We start from the raw sequence: 20,535 nt of genomic DNA, 5'->3' as shown, positions 1-20,535 counted from the left end.
CCAATTAAGAGGCTGTCGTTATTGCATTGATTTAGCTTTTTTGCGTTTAACAATACCTAAAACCATCCACGTAAATAAGACAGCAGCAAATGCCCATACCAGATATTTATATTCGGTGTACAGGTTGCTCAACACGCTTAAATGTTCAAATGCAAAGTGAGTTAACAAGCTGAATACCAATACCCAAACCGTCGCCGCGAGGGCGTTACCGAGCAAAAACTCTCTACGTGGCATTTTCGCGATACCGCATGCAAGAGGCATAAATTGCTTCATTCCTTCAATAAAGCGGCTGACGACCAAGCACGTAGGGCCGTATTTCTGGATAGTTAATTGAAGCGTTTGCATCTTCGGGCCGGAAATGTAGCCTTTTTTATCTAACCACCCCTCAAAGTAATAACCGATTAAGTAGCCACAGGTATTACCAAAAAAGCAACTCAGCCACGATACCATCATTACCATACTTAGGTTCATGACTTGTTCTGACGAGAGCAAAGATGCCGCGATCATCAGTGATTGACCAGGCATCGGGATACCTATCCCTTCTAGAAATATACTGACAATCAGCGCAACGTAGCCATATTGCTCAAGCAAAGGCTTCATTGACATGAGAAGTTCGTTAATATGTTCCAAAAGCTTTCCCCTAATAAAAGCGGAACGAAGTTGGAGTGATACTCCGAATGTCCTATTGGGTCAATTCTTGTTTCTCACCGTTGAGAAAAACTGACATGCCTCTGATAATTGCGCTGAATCAACCTGCAGCTTGCTTTACTCGCCGCTACGCTCTTTGGTAGCGGCGAACTAGGGAGATCCTTATGACTCTTTGGCTTTGGTGAATGCGCCATACAAATCAAGGCGGCGATGACGTAAGTTGGTGACAGAGCCTTCGGTATTAAGCTGTTTCAACTTAGTCAAATCAACATCAGCGAAGATTATCATTTCGGTGTTGGCGCTTGCTTCTGTCAAGGTCGCATCGTGTGGGAAATAGATATCCGACGGTGAGAATACGGCAGATTGTGCGTACTGGATATCGACATTATCAACACGAGGTAAGTTGCCGACACTGCCCCCAATTGCAACGTAGCATTCGTTTTCGATGGCTCGTGATTGGGAACAGATTCGTACTCGTTGGTAGCCATTTTTTGTGTCTGTCCAGAAAGGAACGAACACAATTTGTGCGCCTTGCTCGGCGAGCATTCTTCCCAATTCAGGGAATTCGCTGTCATAACAAATCAGTATGCCGACTTTGCCCGCATCGGTTTCGAACACTTGAACATTGTCACCACCGTCGATCACCCAGTCTTTTTGCTCATGGGGCGTGATGTGGATTTTATATTGAGCGTTAATTTCACCATCTCGTTGCAGCAAGTAGGCCACATTATACAGTTTGCCATCCTCGATGACGGGCATACTGCCAGCAATAATGTTGATGTTGTAGGTGACTGCCATCTGCGAGAAGCGGTTTTTGATCTCTTCTGTAAAGCTAGCCAAAAAGCGAATTGCTTCGACGGAATTTTGGTCGTTTTGCAAGCCCATCAGCGGCGCGTTAAAGAATTCAGGAAATAGGGCGAAATCGGCTTTGTAGTTCGCAAGAGAAGAAATGAAAAACTCAGCCTGATCGAGCAAGTCCTCTAAGTCATTCATGGCGCGCATTTGCCACTGCACAACACCAATACGAATCAGCGTTTTTTCTACATCATGGACGGATTGAATATCCTCTTCGTAGAAGAAGTTATCCCACTCCAGTAGAGTTGCGTAGCCTTTAGAAGCACTATCCTCTGGCAAGTAACCACGCATAATACGCTTTACATCGAAGTCATTTGCAAGCTGAAAAGACAAAATAGGATCGTGAAGCTCACGGCGTTTTATCTTGTCGATGTATTCAGCCACGCTCAATTCGTCAGCATATTTGTGGTAATTCGGGATGCGGCCACCGGCTAAAATTGCTTTGAAATTCTTACTCCGGCAAAGTTCTTTACGCGCATCATACAGACGGCGACCTAAACGCAGCCCACGGTAGTCCGGGTGAACAAATACATCGAGACCATACATGGCGTCACCGGTCACTTGGTTTTGGATGACGTTGTTCTCGGTGATGATGTCGGTGTACAGGTGAGGAAGTGAAAATCGGTTGTAGTCCACTTTGATTGTTAGCGCTGCGCCGACAATTTTTCCGTTATCCTCAATACAGATTTGTCCATCAGGAAACTGATGAATGAGATCCATGATGGTCAGGCGTGGCCATGAGCCACCAACATCAGGAAAAACAAGGTCCATTAATTCCGCGAGCTCTGGGTAATCGGTCGGCTCAATGGTGCGTAAAGAGAGTCTTGGCGTGTTGCTGTCCATATCCTACTATCCATTTATCCTTTTTAAATAGTATGGATGAGAATGCCATAAATTTGAGCAGACAGATACCGAAGTCTTTGAGTTGTTTTGGTTTACCTAAACGAGCTTAAAGAAACAACATTAACTTAGCTTGCTCTTCAGCCATTCGTGAAACACCGCTACTTTTTTAGCCGAAAGGCGATAATTTGGGATCATCACGTAATAACCATAACCGCTCTGTAAAGAAAGGTTGAGAACATGCTGAATGTCCCCTCTTAAAATCGAATACTGCGCCATAAAATCGGGAAGCAAGGCGAGCCCTTTTCCCATTCTGACAGCTTCGCAAGCTAGGTAAAAATGTTCGACGCCTACAGGTTGATAGGTAACGGGAGATTCTACAGTGTAGACCGCTTTAAATTGCTCCCATAGCTGAGGGCGAGTGATTTGAGGTATAAAAGGATAATTGCTAACAGCGTGCACACTCTCAATTGCAGGAGCATTTGTACAACCGACTAATAACAATGTTTCTTCGCACAGTAAGTGGCTGTATTCATAATGTGTGGATAATGGAAGGCAGCGAATATGTAAGTCACTTTCGTTGCTCGAATCTTTGACGTTCCCATCCCCAGTACAGACTCTTACTCGGATGTTAGGATGTTGCTGGTGGAAGTCATCAATATTAGGTATCAACCAAAGACTGGCAAAAGAAGGGGTTACGTCCACGGTGAGTAATTCTTGCTTTGAATCTGACTGGATTAAGTTGGCAGTTGCATGCTGAATAAGCTCCAAAGCTTCTGTGACTTGCGGCAGATAACGCTTGCCTTCTTCGGTTAACTCAATACCACTCGCCCCTCTTTGTATTAAAGGTAAACCCACCAATTGCTCCAGCGATGCGATTTGTTTGCTTACTGCGCTTTGCGTAATACATAGGGCATCCGCTGCTTTAGAGAAACTGAGGTAATTAGAGACCGCGACAAACGTCCTTAATGCTCGAATAGAAGGGTATTCACTGCCTTTTAACATACTTCAGTTCCATTAAACTCTGCTTAGGCAAAGAGTAGAATATTCACGGCTTGAAGCAAAGTAAGATGCAACGTATGTGTGATTAGCTTCCTTTCTTATAAAAACTAGCTAAGCGTTTTTTTACTGATTAATCTACAAGAGTATTTTAGATGTTTATTTAATTTCTTTGAAAAATCTACAAATTAACAAGAATCTTTTTCACATCATCGATTAACCTCAATTTAGTATTGTTTATATAAAGTAAACAGACAGATCTTTTTTTCTGTTTTTGTTCGGCGTTCTTTAGAGGATTGTCAGTATTCTATAAAATTAAATATATTTTTCATTAATTTAAAGTTGGCATTGCATTTGCTCTTTACTATTCGAACCTTCAATGGAACTTATATTAGGAGAACGAAATGAAAAGCAATGTTGTTACTTTGATTAGCCTTTTTTCTTTAGCAACGTTTAGTACTTTATCACATGCTGCGGACTCCAACGATCATGGTGTATATGTTGGCGCCAACTACGGTTACTTAAAAGTTGATGGACAAGATGACTTTGATGATGACAGCGACGTTATTCAAGGTTTAGTTGGTTACCGTTTTAATCCTTACTTAGCGTTGGAGGGTGGTTACATTGATTTCGGTAGCTATGGTAATAACCTAGCAAATGCCGAAACGGACGGTTACACCGCAGCACTAAAAGTTACAGCCCCTATTGCTGATCGTGTCGACCTTTACGCAAAAGGCGGTCAAATGTGGTACTCGACGGATTACAACGTTGCTGGCTTCCAAGGCAACAAAGATGATGAAGGTGTATTCGCTGGTGCCGGTGTTGGTTTTAAAGTTACTGATAACTTCTTAGTTAACGCAGAATATATGTGGTACGACGTAGAACTCAATGCGGAGAATGTCGCGAACGGTGCAAACACGGAAACAGACTTTAACCAAGCATCACTAGGTGTGGAATATAGATTTTAATATTGTTAACAACTCTAAGCCCTAATAAAAAGCGAAGCCTAAATAGCTTCGCTTTTTCTGAACTCAATCTAGTTGAGGATAATAGAGCGTTTTTTAGAATAATTGTTCGTGCCTTTTACTGTCACTCTACTATATTTAGAGCATTTCTAACATGACTATCTAACCTTCTTACTAGTCTCGAAAAACAAAGTTTTATCACTCTATAAGTAATACTCGATAGGTCGATCGCTGCGCTACCTGACATTACATTCATGTGACCTAAAATACCGCGAACGTGTTCTGTATACTCGTTTTTTAGTTTTGAGATGTACGCCATAGCTTTAGCTAGTTGATCCCAAGCAGTAAGGCCTACAGTTGCTATTTGTTGTATTATATGACCCAGACCTGAAATTCTTAATAAGGTCAAAATTGAAGAGACTATTTTACTTACCCAACCATCAGTCATCCGAGCATTATATCTATTGTTGAAGTCAAGAAATACGTTGCGTTCTAGGTAAGTTTGAGATTTGGGTTGTAGTGCCGACCACTCATTACTTGTAGCGGTATTGACATAACCCGGAACAGATTTTTTTCCTAGTCCATGAGCGCAGAAGTAGATGCCAGAACTTCCATCTAGCCGATACTCAATACCACCGTGAGTAAATGGCCAAAGAGGAGACATAGGAACTGGATCTGCACCATGAGTGCAGCGATATGAAGAATCTAACTCCCTTCTTGCGTATGGTTTAAAGCCAACTTTTGGTGCGCCAAAAGTATATAGGTGTACGCTATAGCCGTACTGACTCTTCACCCAATCTGCCGCTAATGAAGCAAGAGCACCACCTAAACTATGACCTACACAGTGTATTGCCTTCGGTGCTTTCATGTTCTTTTTCGAATAACCAGCGATGTATGCTGCAAGTTGTGGCTTTATCGTATTGAAGAGATTTACAAAACCTGCATGTACCCTGTAACCGGATGAGGTACCTGATATCCCAATGTTTCCATCGGTCATAATGTCGCCGATGTTTACTTGAGTGCCACGGAAGGAAAATACCAAAGTATCGGCAAACTCGCCCTTACCTCGACCTATCGCTACAAAATCTGATGTCATTCCACCAAATCCCATAAAGCCACTTGTCGTTCCTTTTTTGACATCATTCCTTAGATCAAATGTAAAAAACTTTGCTATATAACCACTAACGTTACGAACATTAGTTGCGAATACAGAATAGGGGATTTCTGCGATTCTAGATGATAGTTTTGGTGAGAGTGATTGCATTCTTTAATTTCCATATAAGTCAGAGTCAATATATCCAAATAAATCACATTGACTATTTACGTAGTAGTCATCGTTTTCGTCATCATCAATTGAAAAAGCAAAGTACTTAAGAGGGTTTGCTGCATCACAGACTAGATTAGCCATATTGTTTTTTACGTAATCCTCTATTTCATAGCCATCGAACGAACCTTCCCAAATAATAACGCTTTCATCAATATCTAGTTCTGTGGTTAAAACAATAGTTACATAATGTTCAATAAGCGGGATCTTAACGCTCTCTTTGTTCTCATACACAGGAGAAAATTCAAACCGACCATTGCTGTCAGTAAATGTTGATAAGTCTATTGATTTTCCTGAAGCGCTTAAACCAATATTAAGACTAACCTTTTGGTTATTAATCGGCTTCCCTTTTTTTGTTATCACACCATTGATTTGTGGTGTGTATTGGTTAACTTTATCGTTATTCAATATACTCTCTCCAAAACTCATATTAATGCTCAACAATATGATTGTAATAAATCCAAATAAGTAATTTCTCACATCGACTTTTTTTCATTTTAAAAATCTATAAATCTATATGTATTGTGTGTTTTTACAATATTTAATTTTAACTATGTGATTCATATTGCATTGCTCTGTAACTTGTGAATTTGAAAATTACATTTTTAGATTTATGTTTATCTATTTGACCGATTTTTATTAGCATTAATAAAGTTTAAATCTGGAAAACTCAGTCTGCGCTAATCTTAGGTAGTTATATTGTATTGGATTTTTGAGGCTTTCATCAGGTAATGTGAAAGCAAAATAAACGAGAGCTACCGAATGATAAAAACTCTATAAATACTAGGTTTCAGACAATGAAATCGTATTGAAAACAGTTAATTATTCGCTTTGTCAAGAGGTATTTTTATTGCTTTACATCGTAATGCTAGATTGACTTGATAATTTATTTTTCCGCCAATTGTGATAACCAAGAGCAAAAGAAAAGGCTTATTTAGTATCTTTTGATGGTTAGTGATAAACCCAAATTGTTCTACTTTAACCCATCATAATTCTATAACTTAGATTTAGCACTCGTAGTTGTTGATAACTCAAAAACTTAGAACACTTTAAATCGAAGAACATATAGACACACTTTTGTCCTTGGATGAGTTCTTCTGAACTTCCGTGTAGTTTTGGTGGTGTATTTATGAGCGTATCGTCTGTTACTTAATACTCAACGAGTTTTTAAATCGGCGTACGTTCAGAGTTATGCAGTAATGCTCGTGAAAAGTTATCAGGTAGCATGAGTGCGTGAGAAAAGAAGACAATGTGGATAGTGGGTTGTTGATACAAAAAAGGCCACCCGAGGGTGGCCTTTTCCAAACGTTTGGTGGAGCTGGCGGGAGTTGAAATGGTTTCTCAATTCTCATAAATTCAGTGACTTATAACGACATTGCCAATTTGGTGTTGCATCAAATGTTACATTAGTTTCCTGCTTCAAAAGGAACTGAACCCGCGTCCATGTATTCCTGAATTATTTAAAAATGCTAGTTTGTTATAGCAATTTAATCTAAAGCAATAGCGCTGACACTGAGTATTTTACCCAGCCTCACCATCCATTAATAGCGATTTTAACGCATCGGAAGAAGAAGGGAGTAGTCCGACTTTTAAGCCAAATGGTTTGAATACCTTATTGAGAATCTCTGTATTGTAGCTGCCCCGATCATTCTCTATATCTGAGAGTGTTTTTCTTGAGACATCGACAAGTCTTGCAAGCACATCCTGTTTGAGTCCCAGTATCTTAATGCGTAAACTTTTCAACGCTTGGCCTTGTGTTAGCTCTCCAAGCAATAAGTGTTTGATGATTTTGTTTGCCTCGGTTTTGCGTTCTGATGGACGAGTGGAGGGGGAGATTTTTGAGACTCTCTGACTTATTGAGGTTTTGGGTGATGTATTAACGACATGGCTCTCTGATATCTCGTGAGGTGCATCTCGATTGGCCCTTAAACGAGCTATGACCTCTTCTACAGACTCTCTTTTTTCTGGAGCAATTTTATTCATAGCAGCCTCGCTTTATCAGATCCTCTAAGCTTATGAATTAGTTATTAATGTTATGAGTAAAAAATTACTCATAACATTAATTCTTAGATGTTAATGAGTATTTTCTTACTCATTTAGCTTTTATCTAGATCTCTGAGGTGATCAAGTAAGTATTCTGTGTAGTAAAGCGGCATCACGATGTGTTCTCTCTCTGTTGCTGGAGAGCCTTGAGTACCTGTAAGTTTGATTGTCTTGTGGGGCTTACATTTCTCGATGTAGGATTGCAATGATTTCGCACGGGTTCGCTTACCGCTTTTTACTTCTACAGGTACGATTCGACCTAGGTCATCAGCGATAATGAACTCTATCTCTGCTCTTGCGTCTCCCCAAGAGAAGCTTGGTTCAATACCTAGCGCAGCGATTTCCTGTTGAACATAGTTTTCGGCGATATATCCCTTGTATTCATATCCTTGCTGTTTGATTTCACGGTAGCCAGTGCCGAGCATATGGTTCAATAGCCCAACATCAAAGAGAAACAGCTTAACCGTATTTTCCTTCTGATAAGCAGCTAAAGGAGAACGAGGCTGCCCTTCAATAGGATGATTTTTTAAAGCAAGCCGACACTTGTGAAGCCATGTGATCGCACTTTCATACTCAGCATAGCGAGACTTGCGTTCGTGAACTCCCTTGAATTTAAAACGTTTAACGGAGTCGTCGAATACCGAAGATAGTTGAGCGGGAATGCTTCGAAATACAGATTCGATGAGCTGTGCATCCACTTTTCCAGAGTACTTTCCGAAATCACGCATGTAGCCCTCAATTAAGTTCCTATGGACTTCAGACACGGCTTCAATGCGTTCAATAATACTGAGTTCTGAGTTTTCGAACCATGAGTTTACGGCTTCAGGCATGCCGCCAACAAAATAATAGTCGGTTAGTAGTTCGATTAATTTTGTATGAGCTGCTGGAGAATTCAGCTTTTGGTCAAACGCTTTTTGCAGTGCTTTTTCTCCAGATGCCCACAAGAACTCCCTGAAAGTCAGTGGCCTTAAATTGTGTTGCTCAACTTTTCCAACGGGAAAGGACGTGAGCAATCCGATATTTGAACCACTAGCAGCAACATAAGCTTTGGGAGCCTTTTCTGCAAAGTACTTAAGAGAGGTGACCGCTCTTTGACATTCACCAATTTCATCTAAAATAAGAAGATCTGTTGATGGCTCGAAGATTTCTCCTGTTAATAGTTCAATGTTGGTGATGACGTCATCAGGGTTTAGAGAGCCTGAAAAAGCTTCAATTAACTCAGGGCTTTCTAGGAAATCGATTCTTATGACATTTTCGAATGTACTTCCTAATAGCTCCTGTAATAAGAATGTTTTACCAGTTTGTCTAGCACCGTCAATCAGCAAAGGCTTCCTTGTCGGCTTGTCTTTCCAGGCGAGTAGGTTTTCAAGTAGTGTTCGTTTCATCTAGCCACCTCAGTTAAAGTGCTTATCTGGTTGAGTGTATATTACACAAAAATGCGCAATTAAATGCAAGGTATAACATTTTTTGCGCTTAAAAGAGGGGGGGGGTGACATTTTTATGCGCGTAAAAGTGTTTTGAGTAATTTCTATGTGAATGATAGTGTTGGGGCTGTGAGGTGATGGATCTATGCATCATTTCTGTTTGGTTGGTTCACAAGGGTAATGATCATAGTGAGAAGGCCCTAGTGGGCTTTCAGATACCAAAGTTTCTTGCTGGCTAGCTCTTATAGGTAATAAGCTTTATTAGTAAGTAATCCACTAGTTAAGCGTACAGAACCCTTGGCGTTAGAAATGAATGTGGTACTACCGCCTGCGATCACTTTCTCTACAGCATCATGTTGATGCCCTGCAACCCAGAACCTCGCTTTTGAGATCAACTCATTACTCAACCCTGCATGGTAGTAGGGGGCATAAACACTATTGGCATTTTCTTCTGTCGCGAAAGCTTCTTTAGAAGGAAGATGATGTGAAACAACAAGATCTACTTTCTCAGGGAGGTTATTGACGAATGCTTTGTACTGCTCTTCAATTATAGAGCTGTCAATAAACTTAGCGTCGTTCATCAACTCAGAATATACATTTACAAGCTCGACCGAATAGGTGTGAATGGGAAACCAAAGGGTTCCACCGAAGATAGTGAATCCGTTCAATTCAATCGACTCATTGTTCAAAAAGAACAGGTTTTCAGTGGTATCGCTATGAGCCTTAAGCTTTGCTAATACTGAATTCTTAGAAACGTTGAGAGAACCAGAGTTAGTATTAGATTCGCACTCACTTGTATATCGGTAGGATTTACTCTTATTGCTATACCATTCATGGTTTCCAGCAACCATGATGACCGCCTTAAAGTGGCGGCAAAGTACATTCTTTACGTATGCTATGCCTAATAGACCGTTTGCCGTGTCACCAGCAACAACCAACGTGGCTTCTTTATCGAACTCATGCCAAAAATCGCGGCGTATTCCGTGAGTGTCCAGGTGTAGGTCAGAAACAACGTAAAACTTCAAACTATCATGGCCTTAAGATTGATTGACTACTTCATGCATGGTACATGGATTATTTGGATTAGAGAAGTGAGCATATGCGCTAAGCATTTCTACTCAAGGTACTTGAAGGGTGCTTTTGAACAGGACAATGATTGGACGTGTTGTTTGATTTTTCGGCACTAAGATTTAGACACTAACTTTTAGTGTCTAAATCTTAGTTGTTATTAACAATTTGAAATTGTTAGTTTTTAGTTGAGGTGCTTTGATTTGGCAACATCGTTGAGGCTAGCAAAAGTGTTAGTGTGCTACCGTAACTACGGCAGGCATTTTTATGAGTGAGGCTTATATGAAGAGCGAGGTTAAGGCTAAAAAAGTGATAACGAGCAAGCCGACTAACATGATCGTGACGTTGCGCTAGATGGGGTTATTGACTTGCTCGATTACGATATCTCTACCAAACACAGGTATGGTAGTTTGAAGTAACTGAAGCCCTCACAGAGCAGCTGGAAGAGAGCATTGGTGACGAGCAGGTTGACCTAGACGGAAAGTATTAAGAATAACCCCTATTTGAGGTTGCACAGCATAAAGCTGTGCTTTTTAAGCGGCATACGCCGCAGTAACGAGTGATAGACATCATGCACAATATCTTTCTTGCAGTGTATCCTCTAATTCTTTGCCCAGAATAATTTCAAAGTCAGTAAATAAAGCGACGGGACGAGAAGTATTGTCTTTCTTCTCTATTTGGATAAACCCTTTCGATGATAGTAAGTGGAGTGTACGTGACAGTTTACGAGTATTATGACCGCTGATGTCCGCAAGTTCAGCTAGATTTTCAGGCTTTTCCCTACTCATCAGGAGCATTAGCTCGATATTTTCATTACACAGTAACTTTGATACTTCATCTAGTGATGTGAACCAAAATGTCGGTAGATGCTTGCTATGACTAATGTTGCCTGCGGCCACACTAATCATGTGCCTACGAATGAGGTCTTCTGACATAACTCCAATACGAGCTTTCATTACTATCCCTCCCAGAACGAAATAACAAAACCCTAGTGTATAAAACGCTGCTCTGAAAGAAAAAGTGGATAGTTATATTCAACGAAAAAACGATACCATCGGACACAACTTTCGAGATCGTGAGGATAATAGAAACAATGAAATCCTAGTATCATTGAGCCTTTTTTCGGGTCACCCTATCCTAAGGTCTACGAGGCTCTTCACTAGAAAAACACTTGTGTATTAGCTGACCAATCAAGACTAGAGAGTTGGTTTTCGTGTGACTCATGGGGGGGCAAAGTAAACTAGTTGCAGTGTTAGTTTGCTTTTCTTTTTATATGTTAGAATAACAGCATGAGTAAATAATCAATGCTTACAATGTCAGAACAATTATATTACAAGCTTTTAAAATCTACTTTTGAAAATGCACTGCTTCATCTTTACTTTAAAGTCAGCGCGTCTCAAAGCTTTGTCAAAGAAGAGCAACGCAACAAAATCCTCATTGATTTCTTAAAACCAAAATTGAAAGAGCAACGCTATTCACTTATCAAAAAGAATTTAAAAACCATCTGTTTAATGAAAAACAAGTTTGGGTCAATCGAGAAATATTTAAATGGGATTGTACAGCAATATAGTTCAATCAAGAGCAAGAGTGATGTAGACAAACTCTATGAGTTGCTTGAGCAGCTTGAGAAGGCAGGGTTTGAAACAAAGTTGATTGAAGAAACTCCAACACAGAATCAAGATGTTGTTTATTTAGATAGAGCACACATTAACAACTGTTTCGATGAGTATGACAATCACCAGGTTGCGCCCATTTCTTTGCTCATTCATACAGAACAAATAGTTAAGTTCACTCAATCCCTAGATGAGCAAGCTTATTTTGAATATGAAGTATTTCAAGTTAATAAATCATTGAAGAGCTATCACTATCGCTTACACCCTCGTTCCTGATTGCTGAACATATAAAAATAATAGTTCCAAGTATTTCGAATATTTCATAATGTAGTCTTGGAACTTTTCTGTACCAAATGTTTAGTTATTCGACTTTACCTTGATACATATTATAAAAATACTTCAAGAACAATATGTTAAGAATTACGCCTTTTCTACTATATCCTGGAAGAATCCTCATAGGATGTTGTTGGTTGCCAATTCATTGGTGCGGATAAGCATTACATTTTCCAATGTCAGGAACATCACAGGGCTTTGTTAAGTAATTCGGATAGATAACCAAACCACCTGAGCATTGTAATTTCTCATGTATATCTTCCTACCAAGCGACTGCTTCACTCTATACATCGTACTTTTTGAGAGTAAATGCTTGCAATAACGATATCGCTTTTTCACTTTTTGTTAAAGCCGTAAAGCTTCTGGCAAACTACCGCTAAGATCCGAGAGTGGCTTTTTCTTGTAGAGATTAGCGGAACAGCTCGCTTAACCCGTATAGTATTGTGACAACTCCTTGTATCATAAGCTCCATCACCAGATATCTCGATAATTCTTCGGCGTGTTTGATTTACAAAGTTAAGAAGGACTTCTGTATCGTAACATGAGATAAACTCAGTTCTTCTGCGATTATTTTGTGAGTGCAGCGTCGGATACTAAATGCAAATTTGCTCAAACTCTACGCATCCGTCAGTACCATGATTTTTGACCTTCCGTTTACCTTCGCCATAAACCTTGAGGCTGCCAGTATCAGTGGCTAGGTATTGTATTGCACCTCCAGTTTTTGTCTCAAAAGAGACCTCAACTTGTTTAACTAAAAGACTGATACAAATGAAGTATGAGAGGGTAAGAGTAGTATTAGACAACATAAACAAGGAATCGATAAACTGATTACATGCTAGTGTTGTTGTTTTTTATTCACCTTCAGTACGGTAGTGATGGCTAAGTCGATGAATCGACGAGGTCTGCTACGGTTGATTAACGCTTTGTTGTACTGTTGCAGTTAGTTTTATTATAACTAGGTCTCGCATAGGCCTAAGATGATTAACTGATATACACGTTTAGCTGTTAAGTTATTGATTTATTTTTAATCTAATTGCCCCCAACCAAACCGTTGAACTAAAACTTACCAAACTTGGAAAGGCTATGGAAGATAAATAGTTTATTGACGGTAGCGAAAAAATAAAAATAGAATAGACAATATCAAGTCAAATAAAGATATGATATTGTCTTAATTTATTAGTCGATTTGATAAGTTAAAATTTGATTTCAGTATTTTTAATGAAACTTTCAAATATAATGATCTAAATTAATTGTATTTAACCTTTTTGTATAAATTTAATGAAAAGCCTATAGTCTTTAAAGATAAATTCACAATCTTTACAAAGGAATTTTTTCTTGATTATAATTTTCTCTATAAACTTTCTTTCTATTCTATAGCATCCAAAACTAGAACAGTTTCTACACTTCATCTAAACCTCTTCCATTAATACATTATTTTTAAAAAGGAATTTATTTACAATAGATTTCATACTTTCTGGTTTTCCATATAAAAAACCTTGAACAAATATACAGTCATTTATTTCTATCAAATGATCATGTTGCGCAATGCTTTCTATCCCTTCTATAACAATTTTATATTCTAAGTTATACAAAAGATTAATTATAGAATTTAAAAGTGAGTTGTCTTTTAATTCATTTGGAACTTTATCTAAAAAACATTTATCTAACTTAACTTCATATAATGGCAATTTTATTAGATTGCTTAACGTAGAATATCCCTTACCAAAATCGTCTAGGGAAAACCTAAACCCTAGCTCAACCAAATCATTTATTATCTCAATTTTATTTTCATTTTCGACAAAAAAAACATTTTCAGTTACTTCAAATATTATATCTGAAGTATCAATTATTTTTTTTATTATTAATTTATTTAAATAGTGTTTTAAGTTTTCATTTATCTGATTTGGTGACAAATTTATTGATAATGTCACATTATTATGAAAATATAATTTATTTTCGTAATAATCTTTAATTGCATAATCTATAACTCTAAAACCGACAGAATCAATTAAATCAGCAGACTCAGCAGTTTCTATGAAAACATCTGGAGGAATATTACCTTTTTTAGGGTGTCTCCACCTAACCAAAGCTTCTAAACCAACTAATTGACGATTCTTGATATCAAACTTTGGTTGATACTCAGTATAGAACTCATTATTTCGACAAGCCTTTCTCAAATCATTTACTAGATCAAATTCAATATTAGCCTTCTGAAGTAGACCAATATTATATTCGGTATAATGTGACCTTCCTTTTTTCTTGGACTCATACATAGCTAAATCTGAATATTGTAATAAAAGATCCAATTTATCTCCATCGTTTGGATATTGAGAAACACCAATACTAGCAGTAGTTTCTATTCTTCTATTTTTTATAAAAACAGGCTTATTTATTGAACGTGATAAATTGTTAATCTTACTTAAAATGTCAACATTACCTTGAAATATAACAATGAATTCATCGCCACCAAATCTATACAAATTATCATCAATATCAATTCCTTCAGTGATATTATTAGATATTTTCTTTAGAAACAAATCACCAAACGAATGGCCTAACGTATCGTTTATATACTTAAAGCCGTCCAAATCAATAAACACTAAATAAAAACTGTTGAGACAAAATGTTTTTCTAAAATCGATTTCCAAACTTCTTCTATTTGGTAAGCCTGTTAAGTAATCGGTTTTTGCTATACTATCAATTTTTTTATTTGAATCTTTTAACTTTTTTTTCTCTAGCAATACTTTATTACTATATTTAGTCAATATACGTGATATTTTTCTATGTAAAAAATAATATATAACAAATGAAAGAGCTAATAGAATAGAGAATGAGCTAACTATTGTTTTGATATCTTCATATAAGAACTCTTTAAATAGATATTTAAAATCATCGTTTAGTTCATATTTGAAGTTTTTAGCCATAGAGAGTGATATATTTATCCCATATTCACTTATGGTTTTGTCAATATAAAGAAACTCACTGCTGCTATCTAATTCAAGAAAGTTGTTATAGATATAATCATAGAAAAAATAAAGTGAACTTTGACTGTTTAAGTATCTATTTTGTTTAACCTTTTGGTCATATATAATACCGTTATGAGTTGAGTAGACCCTATATTCAATATTGTCATCCAAACTTGAATTTTCTAAAAGATTAAATATTTCATCATGTACACGTTCGAGAAGAAACTCGTTAACATATCCACTTGCCAAATATAGTTCTGTGTTAGGTATTTGTTTTATATACGATACTTTGTTAGAACCAAATTTAGAAGGTACTTTATATCTATACATTCCACCATTGATAGGGAAGTTTTCAAAAAAACTATTAGAATATTTATCTTTAAGATTATCATTAAGTTGGTTAAAAATATTTGATTCTATAATGTTCTTATCTTTATAGTTTACTATAAAAACATAATTATCTTTGAAGGTTGAGTTAAACTTATTTACTTTTTCTTTTATAAAGTCTTCTTCTATACTATCTTCATTAGCAAATTCAATGATGGCAGTATTTTTCTTAACACTCTCGATAAGTTCGTTTTCTATTAAATTTATAATTGAATAAATAGAGGCTGAAATAGACTCTGCCTCTTCTATTAATGCATTTCTTTTTTCAACTAGTTTGTTTTCACTAAACTTATCAATATATAATGAATATTGCTCTAAATTACCTACAAATACTCTAAAAAAAATTATAATAAAAAAAGCCAAAAGCAAAAATAGATAAACGGATAAATTAATACGTGAAATCTTATTATTAATCACTGACATATTGATATTAGATTTTTTTAAATAAATTAATGAAAATTTTTGGAGTCATTCCATAAACAATTTTAAACTTCTTTATAAAAAAAGAACTACTGGAAAAACCTAATAATTTCGAAGTTGTAACAACGCTTTCTGTAGATAATAATAATTCCACTGAGTTTTCAAGTTTAACTTTAATCACTAATTCAGACATTGTCACATTTAGCTTAGACAAAACTAATTTAACATCTCTAATACTTAAATTTGACTTTTGACAAAGCTTATCAATATTCCAGTTTATTCTTGGATGTTTTTTTATACACTCTCTTATTTTTTCTAATGTTGGTTCATCTGATTTTATCTTGGGCAAGAAAAGATCTTTTTTAATTAGGTCTAACAGATAATTTTTATAATATATTGATGATAGCTCTAAATCGTTCTTTGTTTTTAAATAAATATAATAATCACGCTTGGACATGATTTGCTTTAAATGACTGAATGATATGACTTTAAGCTCTACTATTTCTTCTTCTACAGAATGATGAATAACTTCTCCTTTCGGAAGATAAAGGTAATCACCTGGTTTAAATATACATGAAAACCCGTTATACGATACAGCGCCACTCCCTTCTTCAATCTGGATAATATGTTCATTCTTATTGAAGTAAGCGCCTAATTTACAAGGTTTAACTTTAACTGATTTCATGATGCAAACCTTTTCGGTGGATTTTTATAATATCCCTGATAGTATATTTTGTTAGAACTTTTTAAATGTTGTTTTATGCTTGAGTCAACGCCATCAATAATTACGCCAACGTTACAAAATGGAATTAAAATTTGTGCTACATGCTTTTCTAAATCCTTAAATGAGTACTTTTTGTCTATTTTAATATAATCCCAATCTATATAACCTAAACATTGATTAAAAGTTTCATCTTTGTGACAAAAAGAGTCTAAGCAAAATTCAATTCCATACTCCTTGAGTTTTTTTATTGATAGATACAAGTCAGGTAGCATATTATTTTCTATTTCATTAACTTCTATCACTAAATTTTTGTTATTAAATAAAGAAATTCTCGTTATGAATTCATCACTCAACAATATATTTGCGGTGATATTAATACTAAATTTGTTTTTTTTATTGTTTTGAAGTTTTTTAACAATATTTAATGCTGACTCCATTATTATTTCATCGGATACAGTCATATCTAAAAACTGCTCCTCATAATATCCATCAGGTATAGTGTATAAAACCTCAGAGAAAGCCACATCTCCAGTTTCACTTGAGTAAATAGGATGCAAAAAAATACTATTTGAAATGCTACTTTTTAAATTCATATCTCACTACACCTTTTTTAATATGAATATTTTTTTAAGCGCAAGATTAATCACCTCTTAAAACCTAAGCAACCAGTTTTCTATTATTAGCCATGATATCTATTGTTATTTATCACCCTCAAACGTACTGTCATTATATTGACATTAAATTGACCGTACATTAACAGATAGCTTATTGAACATTTAAAATCAAGAGTGCATTAGTGTGGTCTATGTTTAAGGCTTTGTTACGTAACTCGATGAAACTAAGGCAAGAGGTGATGAGCTGTACGACAACACAGTTGATCCCCCTAGTCTTATGGAGAAGCCTCGTTACACAACAACTAACTGAAAACAGTACAGCAAAGTGCTAATTAATCGTGGTTCACTCACTTTCTGGATTAATGAAGGAGTTATAAGCGAATAGAAGCAAAGCAAACAGAACAAGCGTGGCAGGCCTCGTCAATTCAGCGACCTCGCCATTACTGAGCCGCACCAGTTATCTTGGACCCTTAGTTAAGTGAGTAAAATCACTAACGAGGTGAATCATGACAAACAAGAAAAAACTTATTATCCATTCTTCCGAATTTAATACTTGAGATTGCGGAGAAAGTCGGCGCTGCTGTTGCCGCTAGATAACTATCTCTCCATGACTCTCAAATCTATGGCTGGCGTAAAGCCGCAAATAAAAACTCCAGTACTGCTGAGCGAGAAAAAGAGGTAGGAGTAGTAAAAAAGGCCGCCACCTACTTTACGGAGAATCTAAAGTAGCTTGTGCTTCGAATTTATGTTTGAACATCTGCAGTATTTCCGTGTATCTCACATGGCAGAGGTGTTTGGCATATCGCGAAGCAGGTTTTACTACTGGATTAAGCATCGTCATAGAGACTGCCTGCGAGAACAAGCCCGTCAGGTATTAGACGACAAAGTCAAAGAGGCGTTTGATAACCGCAAAGGCAGGGACGGTGCTAGACGTATCCAGATAGAGTTAACTGATAACGGTAGCAGGCATAATGTGAAGACCATTGCCAGTAGCATGAAACGTCAAAATCTAGTAGCGAAAGCTGCTCGTAAGTTTAAATGTACGACGGATAGCATTCATAAGTTGCCAATCGCTCCGAACTTGTTGGAACAAGACTTCTCTGCAACTTCCGCCCAATCAGAAATGGGCGGAGATATTACGTATTTGGCGATAAGTGAAGGTTGGTTATACTTAGTGGTAATCATTGATCTTTATTCACAGCAAGTCGTTGGCTAAGAGGATGACTGCAACATTAGTCAGCGATACTCTTTCAATTACCTTATTCCATCGTGGCTTTCCTGAGCGAGTCATCGTTCATAGTGGCCATGGTAGCCAATATTGCTCGAAAGGTTATCGAGAGCTGATAAGTACCTATAATCTAAAACAAAGTATGGATAGAAAAGGGAAATTGTTGGGACAACGTTATATAGAGAGTTTCTTTCATGCCATGAAGGTAGAAGCTGTACTACATGAGCTGATAATGTCGAGAGAATAGATGCGTCAATTGGTCTTCGAATACATTGAGGTTGAATATAATCGGACGAGAAGGCACAGTGCTCTTGGGCGTCTAAGCCCAGTTAACTTTGAAAAGCCAATAAAGTCGCTTAATGCAGTGTCCAGTCTGGCTGGAGCTTCTTCTCGTATCTTCATTTAGTTGAACGGAGAACTATGTTCTCCGAATGACGAAAGGCTGAGTCAGGTATTATCCGACTCGTGTTTGGGTATATAGGCAAAGGTTGGTAGCGTTCAAACGCTACTGCGAGAACACTGTTCTCGCTCAAATCATCAAAAACTAAAGTTTGCTCATTTAATTAATAGATAAAAAAGCTCTCTTAGTGCCCAACTCTCTGGTGAAAAATGTGTTACCTATTATCTTCATAAGTGGGTTTGTCAGAACCAATGGACTAATGAATTTAAGCTCTGAAACACTTTTGCCCCTTTCTGTTGTATCTCCGAATCCAGTATACATTTTGCCAATGTGCGTTTGGCTTACTAAAGTTTATACGACGAAGTCTGAATGTTAGACTTTCTAAAATTATGCGCCATTTTGCAGTCTAATCTCCCATACTTCTAGCTAACATACTGATTATCAATTGAACTACGATAAGAAAGACGAACGCATTATAGAACGATAAAAGACGGCTAAAAGCCGTATAGAGCGTTAGTACGGGCTTGGAATCAAAGGTAATCTGCTTTGGCATCTATAATTTAACTCACTCAATGATTATCTCTCCACTACCACCTTGGCCGTCTCCGCTCGCTTTAAATCGAACTTTGCGACCCTTGTAAATTGCATAGGCAAACAACCCAGTTAATAAGGTAGCAATCCACGCAATAAGCATTAATTCTCCTCCAGTTAGCATTGATTTCATATTGCTGGAGATGATAGATGCGATAGGTGTTGGCTGATTATTCTCAACTTTCTCAAGCTCTGCCTCAACAAGATCCCAGCTCTTGGTATTTCGAAGCCGTTTCCATAGCTTTGAGTTGTGCTCTGGCTTATGATTCTCAAAGCGAATAGTAACTATGTTTCCACGTTTAATGTTTGTATCCAACAATTTAAAGAAATCTGAATCTTCTTCAAATATAAGAACAGCTCTGCTCATCCTAAAAATCCTCAAAAAATGATTACCAGCTCAGTGGTAAGCTCGATAGTCGGTTTTGAGTATACAGCCTTTCGCTAGCCATATCTTGCTCTGTGTCATAACGCACTGCAAGTATATGTTTTTTAGTTTCTTTCTGGTTTCAACATATGCGGGAGTGTTCGCTCTGATTTCTCTGTATACGGCTCTAGCTCTTAGGCTATTTCTTTGGTGTTTCTTCATTTTATCGGTTATTTACAAAGCCAGAATTTATTTCGTTTGGTGTGGTAGTCGAACTCCGAGGAGCGAATCCTCTTCTAATTTGAAGCTTGCGAAAGTGGGGCAATTTCATGCGTTTTTATCTAGCCAGCTTTTGTCTCTCAATCGGGGGCACGTTTTGTAGCCGCCCGTCTTACTTTAATGCTCAAAGCCTTTCATATCATGCCAGTTTTCAATATCTTGGAGCGCGTAAATAGAAGAGGCGAATGTACTAACAAGTGAGCCGAACCATCAGTATTGGACTCCGAGTTAAGTGAGTTGGACTGCCACCTTTCCCTTGCTCGATCTATCGAGTTTAGTGGAATGGAGGAGCGTACCATCTTATTACCTTCACTGCAGGCACACTAGGGCCTGAGAATTTGAAACGACTCTTTGCCCCATTCCTTGTTTCGACCGATTTAACACAGATATCACCAAAGCCTCATTTGACTTATTTTTCCAATCTAACTGCGTGACCAAACTCAGTGTGCC

14 protein-coding genes and 4 pseudogenes are annotated in these 20,535 nt (G+C 37.3%); 4 read left to right on the top strand and 14 right to left on the bottom strand.

The window, feature by feature from the left end; all coding sequences use genetic code 11:
• Positions 1-18: 18 nt before the first annotated feature.
• The 3 genes from R7Q46_RS20295 to R7Q46_RS20285 form a co-directional block, all read right to left on the bottom strand.
• A complete protein-coding gene (locus R7Q46_RS20295; protein ID WP_005383738.1) occupies positions 19-606 on the bottom strand; it encodes a DedA family protein in 588 nt (195 codons plus the stop codon).
• 204 nt (positions 607-810) lie between these two features.
• Entirely contained in the window at positions 811-2,346 is a 1,536-nt protein-coding gene (locus R7Q46_RS20290; protein ID WP_005381670.1) for a bifunctional GNAT family N-acetyltransferase/carbon-nitrogen hydrolase family protein, read from the bottom strand.
• Positions 2,347-2,466: 120 nt separating this feature from the next.
• A complete protein-coding gene (locus tag R7Q46_RS20285) occupies positions 2,467-3,348 on the bottom strand; it encodes a LysR family transcriptional regulator (RefSeq protein ID WP_085569924.1) in 882 nt (293 codons plus the stop codon).
• A 398-nt stretch (positions 3,349-3,746) separates the two neighbouring features.
• On the opposite strand from R7Q46_RS20285, the gene R7Q46_RS20280 reads away from it, so the two are divergent.
• On the top strand, positions 3,747-4,310 hold the full coding sequence (locus R7Q46_RS20280; RefSeq protein WP_005381668.1) for a porin family protein: 564 nt from the start codon (positions 3,747-3,749) through the stop codon (positions 4,308-4,310).
• 121 nt (positions 4,311-4,431) lie between these two features.
• Here R7Q46_RS20280 and R7Q46_RS20275 read toward each other — a convergent pair whose 3' ends face one another.
• The 6 genes and pseudogenes from R7Q46_RS20275 to R7Q46_RS20250 all read right to left on the bottom strand — a co-directional run bounded on the left by R7Q46_RS20275 (position 4,432) and on the right by R7Q46_RS20250 (position 11,122).
• Entirely contained in the window at positions 4,432-5,571 is a 1,140-nt protein-coding gene (locus R7Q46_RS20275; RefSeq protein ID WP_213871973.1) for a lipase family protein, read from the bottom strand.
• A gap of 3 nt (positions 5,572-5,574) precedes the next feature.
• A complete protein-coding gene (locus R7Q46_RS20270; RefSeq protein ID WP_021707772.1) occupies positions 5,575-6,039 on the bottom strand; it encodes a DUF6795 domain-containing protein in 465 nt (154 codons plus the stop codon).
• A gap of 1,113 nt (positions 6,040-7,152) precedes the next feature.
• A pseudogene (locus R7Q46_RS30820) lies at positions 7,153-7,446 on the bottom strand (helix-turn-helix transcriptional regulator); the annotation flags it as partial.
• A gap of 281 nt (positions 7,447-7,727) precedes the next feature.
• Positions 7,728-9,059: an ATP-binding protein gene (locus R7Q46_RS20260; protein ID WP_318077749.1), complete on the bottom strand. Its 1,332-nt coding sequence runs from the start codon at positions 9,057-9,059 to the stop codon at positions 7,728-7,730.
• Positions 9,060-9,340: 281 nt separating this feature from the next.
• Positions 9,341-10,123, bottom strand: a complete 783-nt coding sequence (locus R7Q46_RS20255) for a metallophosphoesterase (protein WP_069516251.1) — start codon at positions 10,121-10,123, stop codon at positions 9,341-9,343.
• 612 nt (positions 10,124-10,735) lie between these two features.
• Positions 10,736-11,122: a transcriptional regulator gene (locus R7Q46_RS20250; RefSeq protein WP_069516253.1), complete on the bottom strand. Its 387-nt coding sequence runs from the start codon at positions 11,120-11,122 to the stop codon at positions 10,736-10,738.
• A gap of 357 nt (positions 11,123-11,479) precedes the next feature.
• Here R7Q46_RS20250 and R7Q46_RS20245 point away from each other — a divergent pair, with 357 nt between their 5' ends.
• The gene (locus R7Q46_RS20245) at positions 11,480-12,055 is read left to right on the top strand and encodes a DUF2913 family protein (RefSeq protein WP_025506924.1); all 576 of its coding nucleotides are present in this window, start codon (positions 11,480-11,482) and stop codon (positions 12,053-12,055) included.
• Positions 12,056-12,340: 285 nt separating this feature from the next.
• Here R7Q46_RS20245 and R7Q46_RS20240 read toward each other — a convergent pair.
• The 4 genes and pseudogenes from R7Q46_RS20240 to R7Q46_RS20225 form a co-directional block, all read right to left on the bottom strand.
• Positions 12,341-13,075: pseudogene (locus R7Q46_RS20240) on the bottom strand (IS5/IS1182 family transposase); the annotation flags it as partial.
• Between the two features lie 446 nt (positions 13,076-13,521).
• The gene (locus R7Q46_RS20235; RefSeq protein ID WP_318077748.1) at positions 13,522-15,882 is read right to left on the bottom strand and encodes a bifunctional diguanylate cyclase/phosphodiesterase; all 2,361 of its coding nucleotides are present in this window, start codon (positions 15,880-15,882) and stop codon (positions 13,522-13,524) included.
• A gap of 13 nt (positions 15,883-15,895) precedes the next feature.
• Complete coding sequence (locus R7Q46_RS20230) at positions 15,896-16,570, bottom strand: helix-turn-helix domain-containing protein (protein WP_318077747.1); 675 nt, start codon at positions 16,568-16,570, stop codon at positions 15,896-15,898.
• Positions 16,567-17,202, bottom strand: coding sequence for an EAL domain-containing protein (locus R7Q46_RS20225; RefSeq protein ID WP_318077746.1), 636 nt, complete (start codon positions 17,200-17,202; stop codon positions 16,567-16,569). Before R7Q46_RS20225 ends, R7Q46_RS20230 begins: the two co-directional genes overlap by 4 nt.
• 346 nt (positions 17,203-17,548) lie before the next feature.
• Between R7Q46_RS20225 and R7Q46_RS20220 the strand changes: the two are divergent.
• Positions 17,549-17,668, top strand: a pseudogene (locus tag R7Q46_RS20220) (transposase); the annotation flags it as partial.
• 61 nt (positions 17,669-17,729) lie between these two features.
• A pseudogene (locus R7Q46_RS20215) lies at positions 17,730-18,857 on the top strand (IS3 family transposase).
• Between the two features lie 559 nt (positions 18,858-19,416).
• Here the strand turns inward: R7Q46_RS20215 and R7Q46_RS20210 are convergent.
• Positions 19,417-19,809, bottom strand: a complete 393-nt coding sequence (locus R7Q46_RS20210; RefSeq protein WP_014234433.1) for a hypothetical protein — start codon at positions 19,807-19,809, stop codon at positions 19,417-19,419.
• Between the last annotated feature and the right edge of the window lie 726 nt (positions 19,810-20,535).

Source organism: Vibrio sp. 811 (assembly GCF_033339195.1).
The sequence above is the reverse complement of the archived record's forward strand: the minus strand, read 5'-3'. Positions and strand labels throughout refer to the sequence as shown.

Bases quoted from the DNA above. Each gene is read 5' to 3' on its own strand.
- R7Q46_RS20250 (WP_069516253.1), bottom strand. From the start codon at position 11,122: ATGAAAGCTCGTATTGGAGTTATGTCAGAAGACCTCATTCGTAGGCAC.
- R7Q46_RS20230 (WP_318077747.1), bottom strand. From the start codon at position 16,570: ATGAAATCAGTTAAAGTTAAACCTTGTAAATTAGGCGCTTACTTCAAT.
- R7Q46_RS20210 (WP_014234433.1), bottom strand. From the start codon at position 19,809: ATGAGCAGAGCTGTTCTTATATTTGAAGAAGATTCAGATTTCTTTAAA.
- R7Q46_RS20290 (WP_005381670.1), bottom strand. From the start codon at position 2,346: ATGGACAGCAACACGCCAAGACTCTCTTTACGCACCATTGAGCCGACC.
- R7Q46_RS20295 (WP_005383738.1), bottom strand. From the start codon at position 606: ATGTCAATGAAGCCTTTGCTTGAGCAATATGGCTACGTTGCGCTGATT.
- R7Q46_RS20280 (WP_005381668.1), top strand. From the start codon at position 3,747: ATGAAAAGCAATGTTGTTACTTTGATTAGCCTTTTTTCTTTAGCAACG.
- R7Q46_RS20225 (WP_318077746.1), bottom strand. From the start codon at position 17,202: ATGAATTTAAAAAGTAGCATTTCAAATAGTATTTTTTTGCATCCTATT.
- R7Q46_RS20285 (WP_085569924.1), bottom strand. From the start codon at position 3,348: ATGTTAAAAGGCAGTGAATACCCTTCTATTCGAGCATTAAGGACGTTT.
- R7Q46_RS20260 (WP_318077749.1), bottom strand. From the start codon at position 9,059: ATGAAACGAACACTACTTGAAAACCTACTCGCCTGGAAAGACAAGCCG.
- R7Q46_RS20245 (WP_025506924.1), top strand. From the start codon at position 11,480: ATGTCAGAACAATTATATTACAAGCTTTTAAAATCTACTTTTGAAAAT.
- R7Q46_RS20275 (WP_213871973.1), bottom strand. From the start codon at position 5,571: ATGCAATCACTCTCACCAAAACTATCATCTAGAATCGCAGAAATCCCC.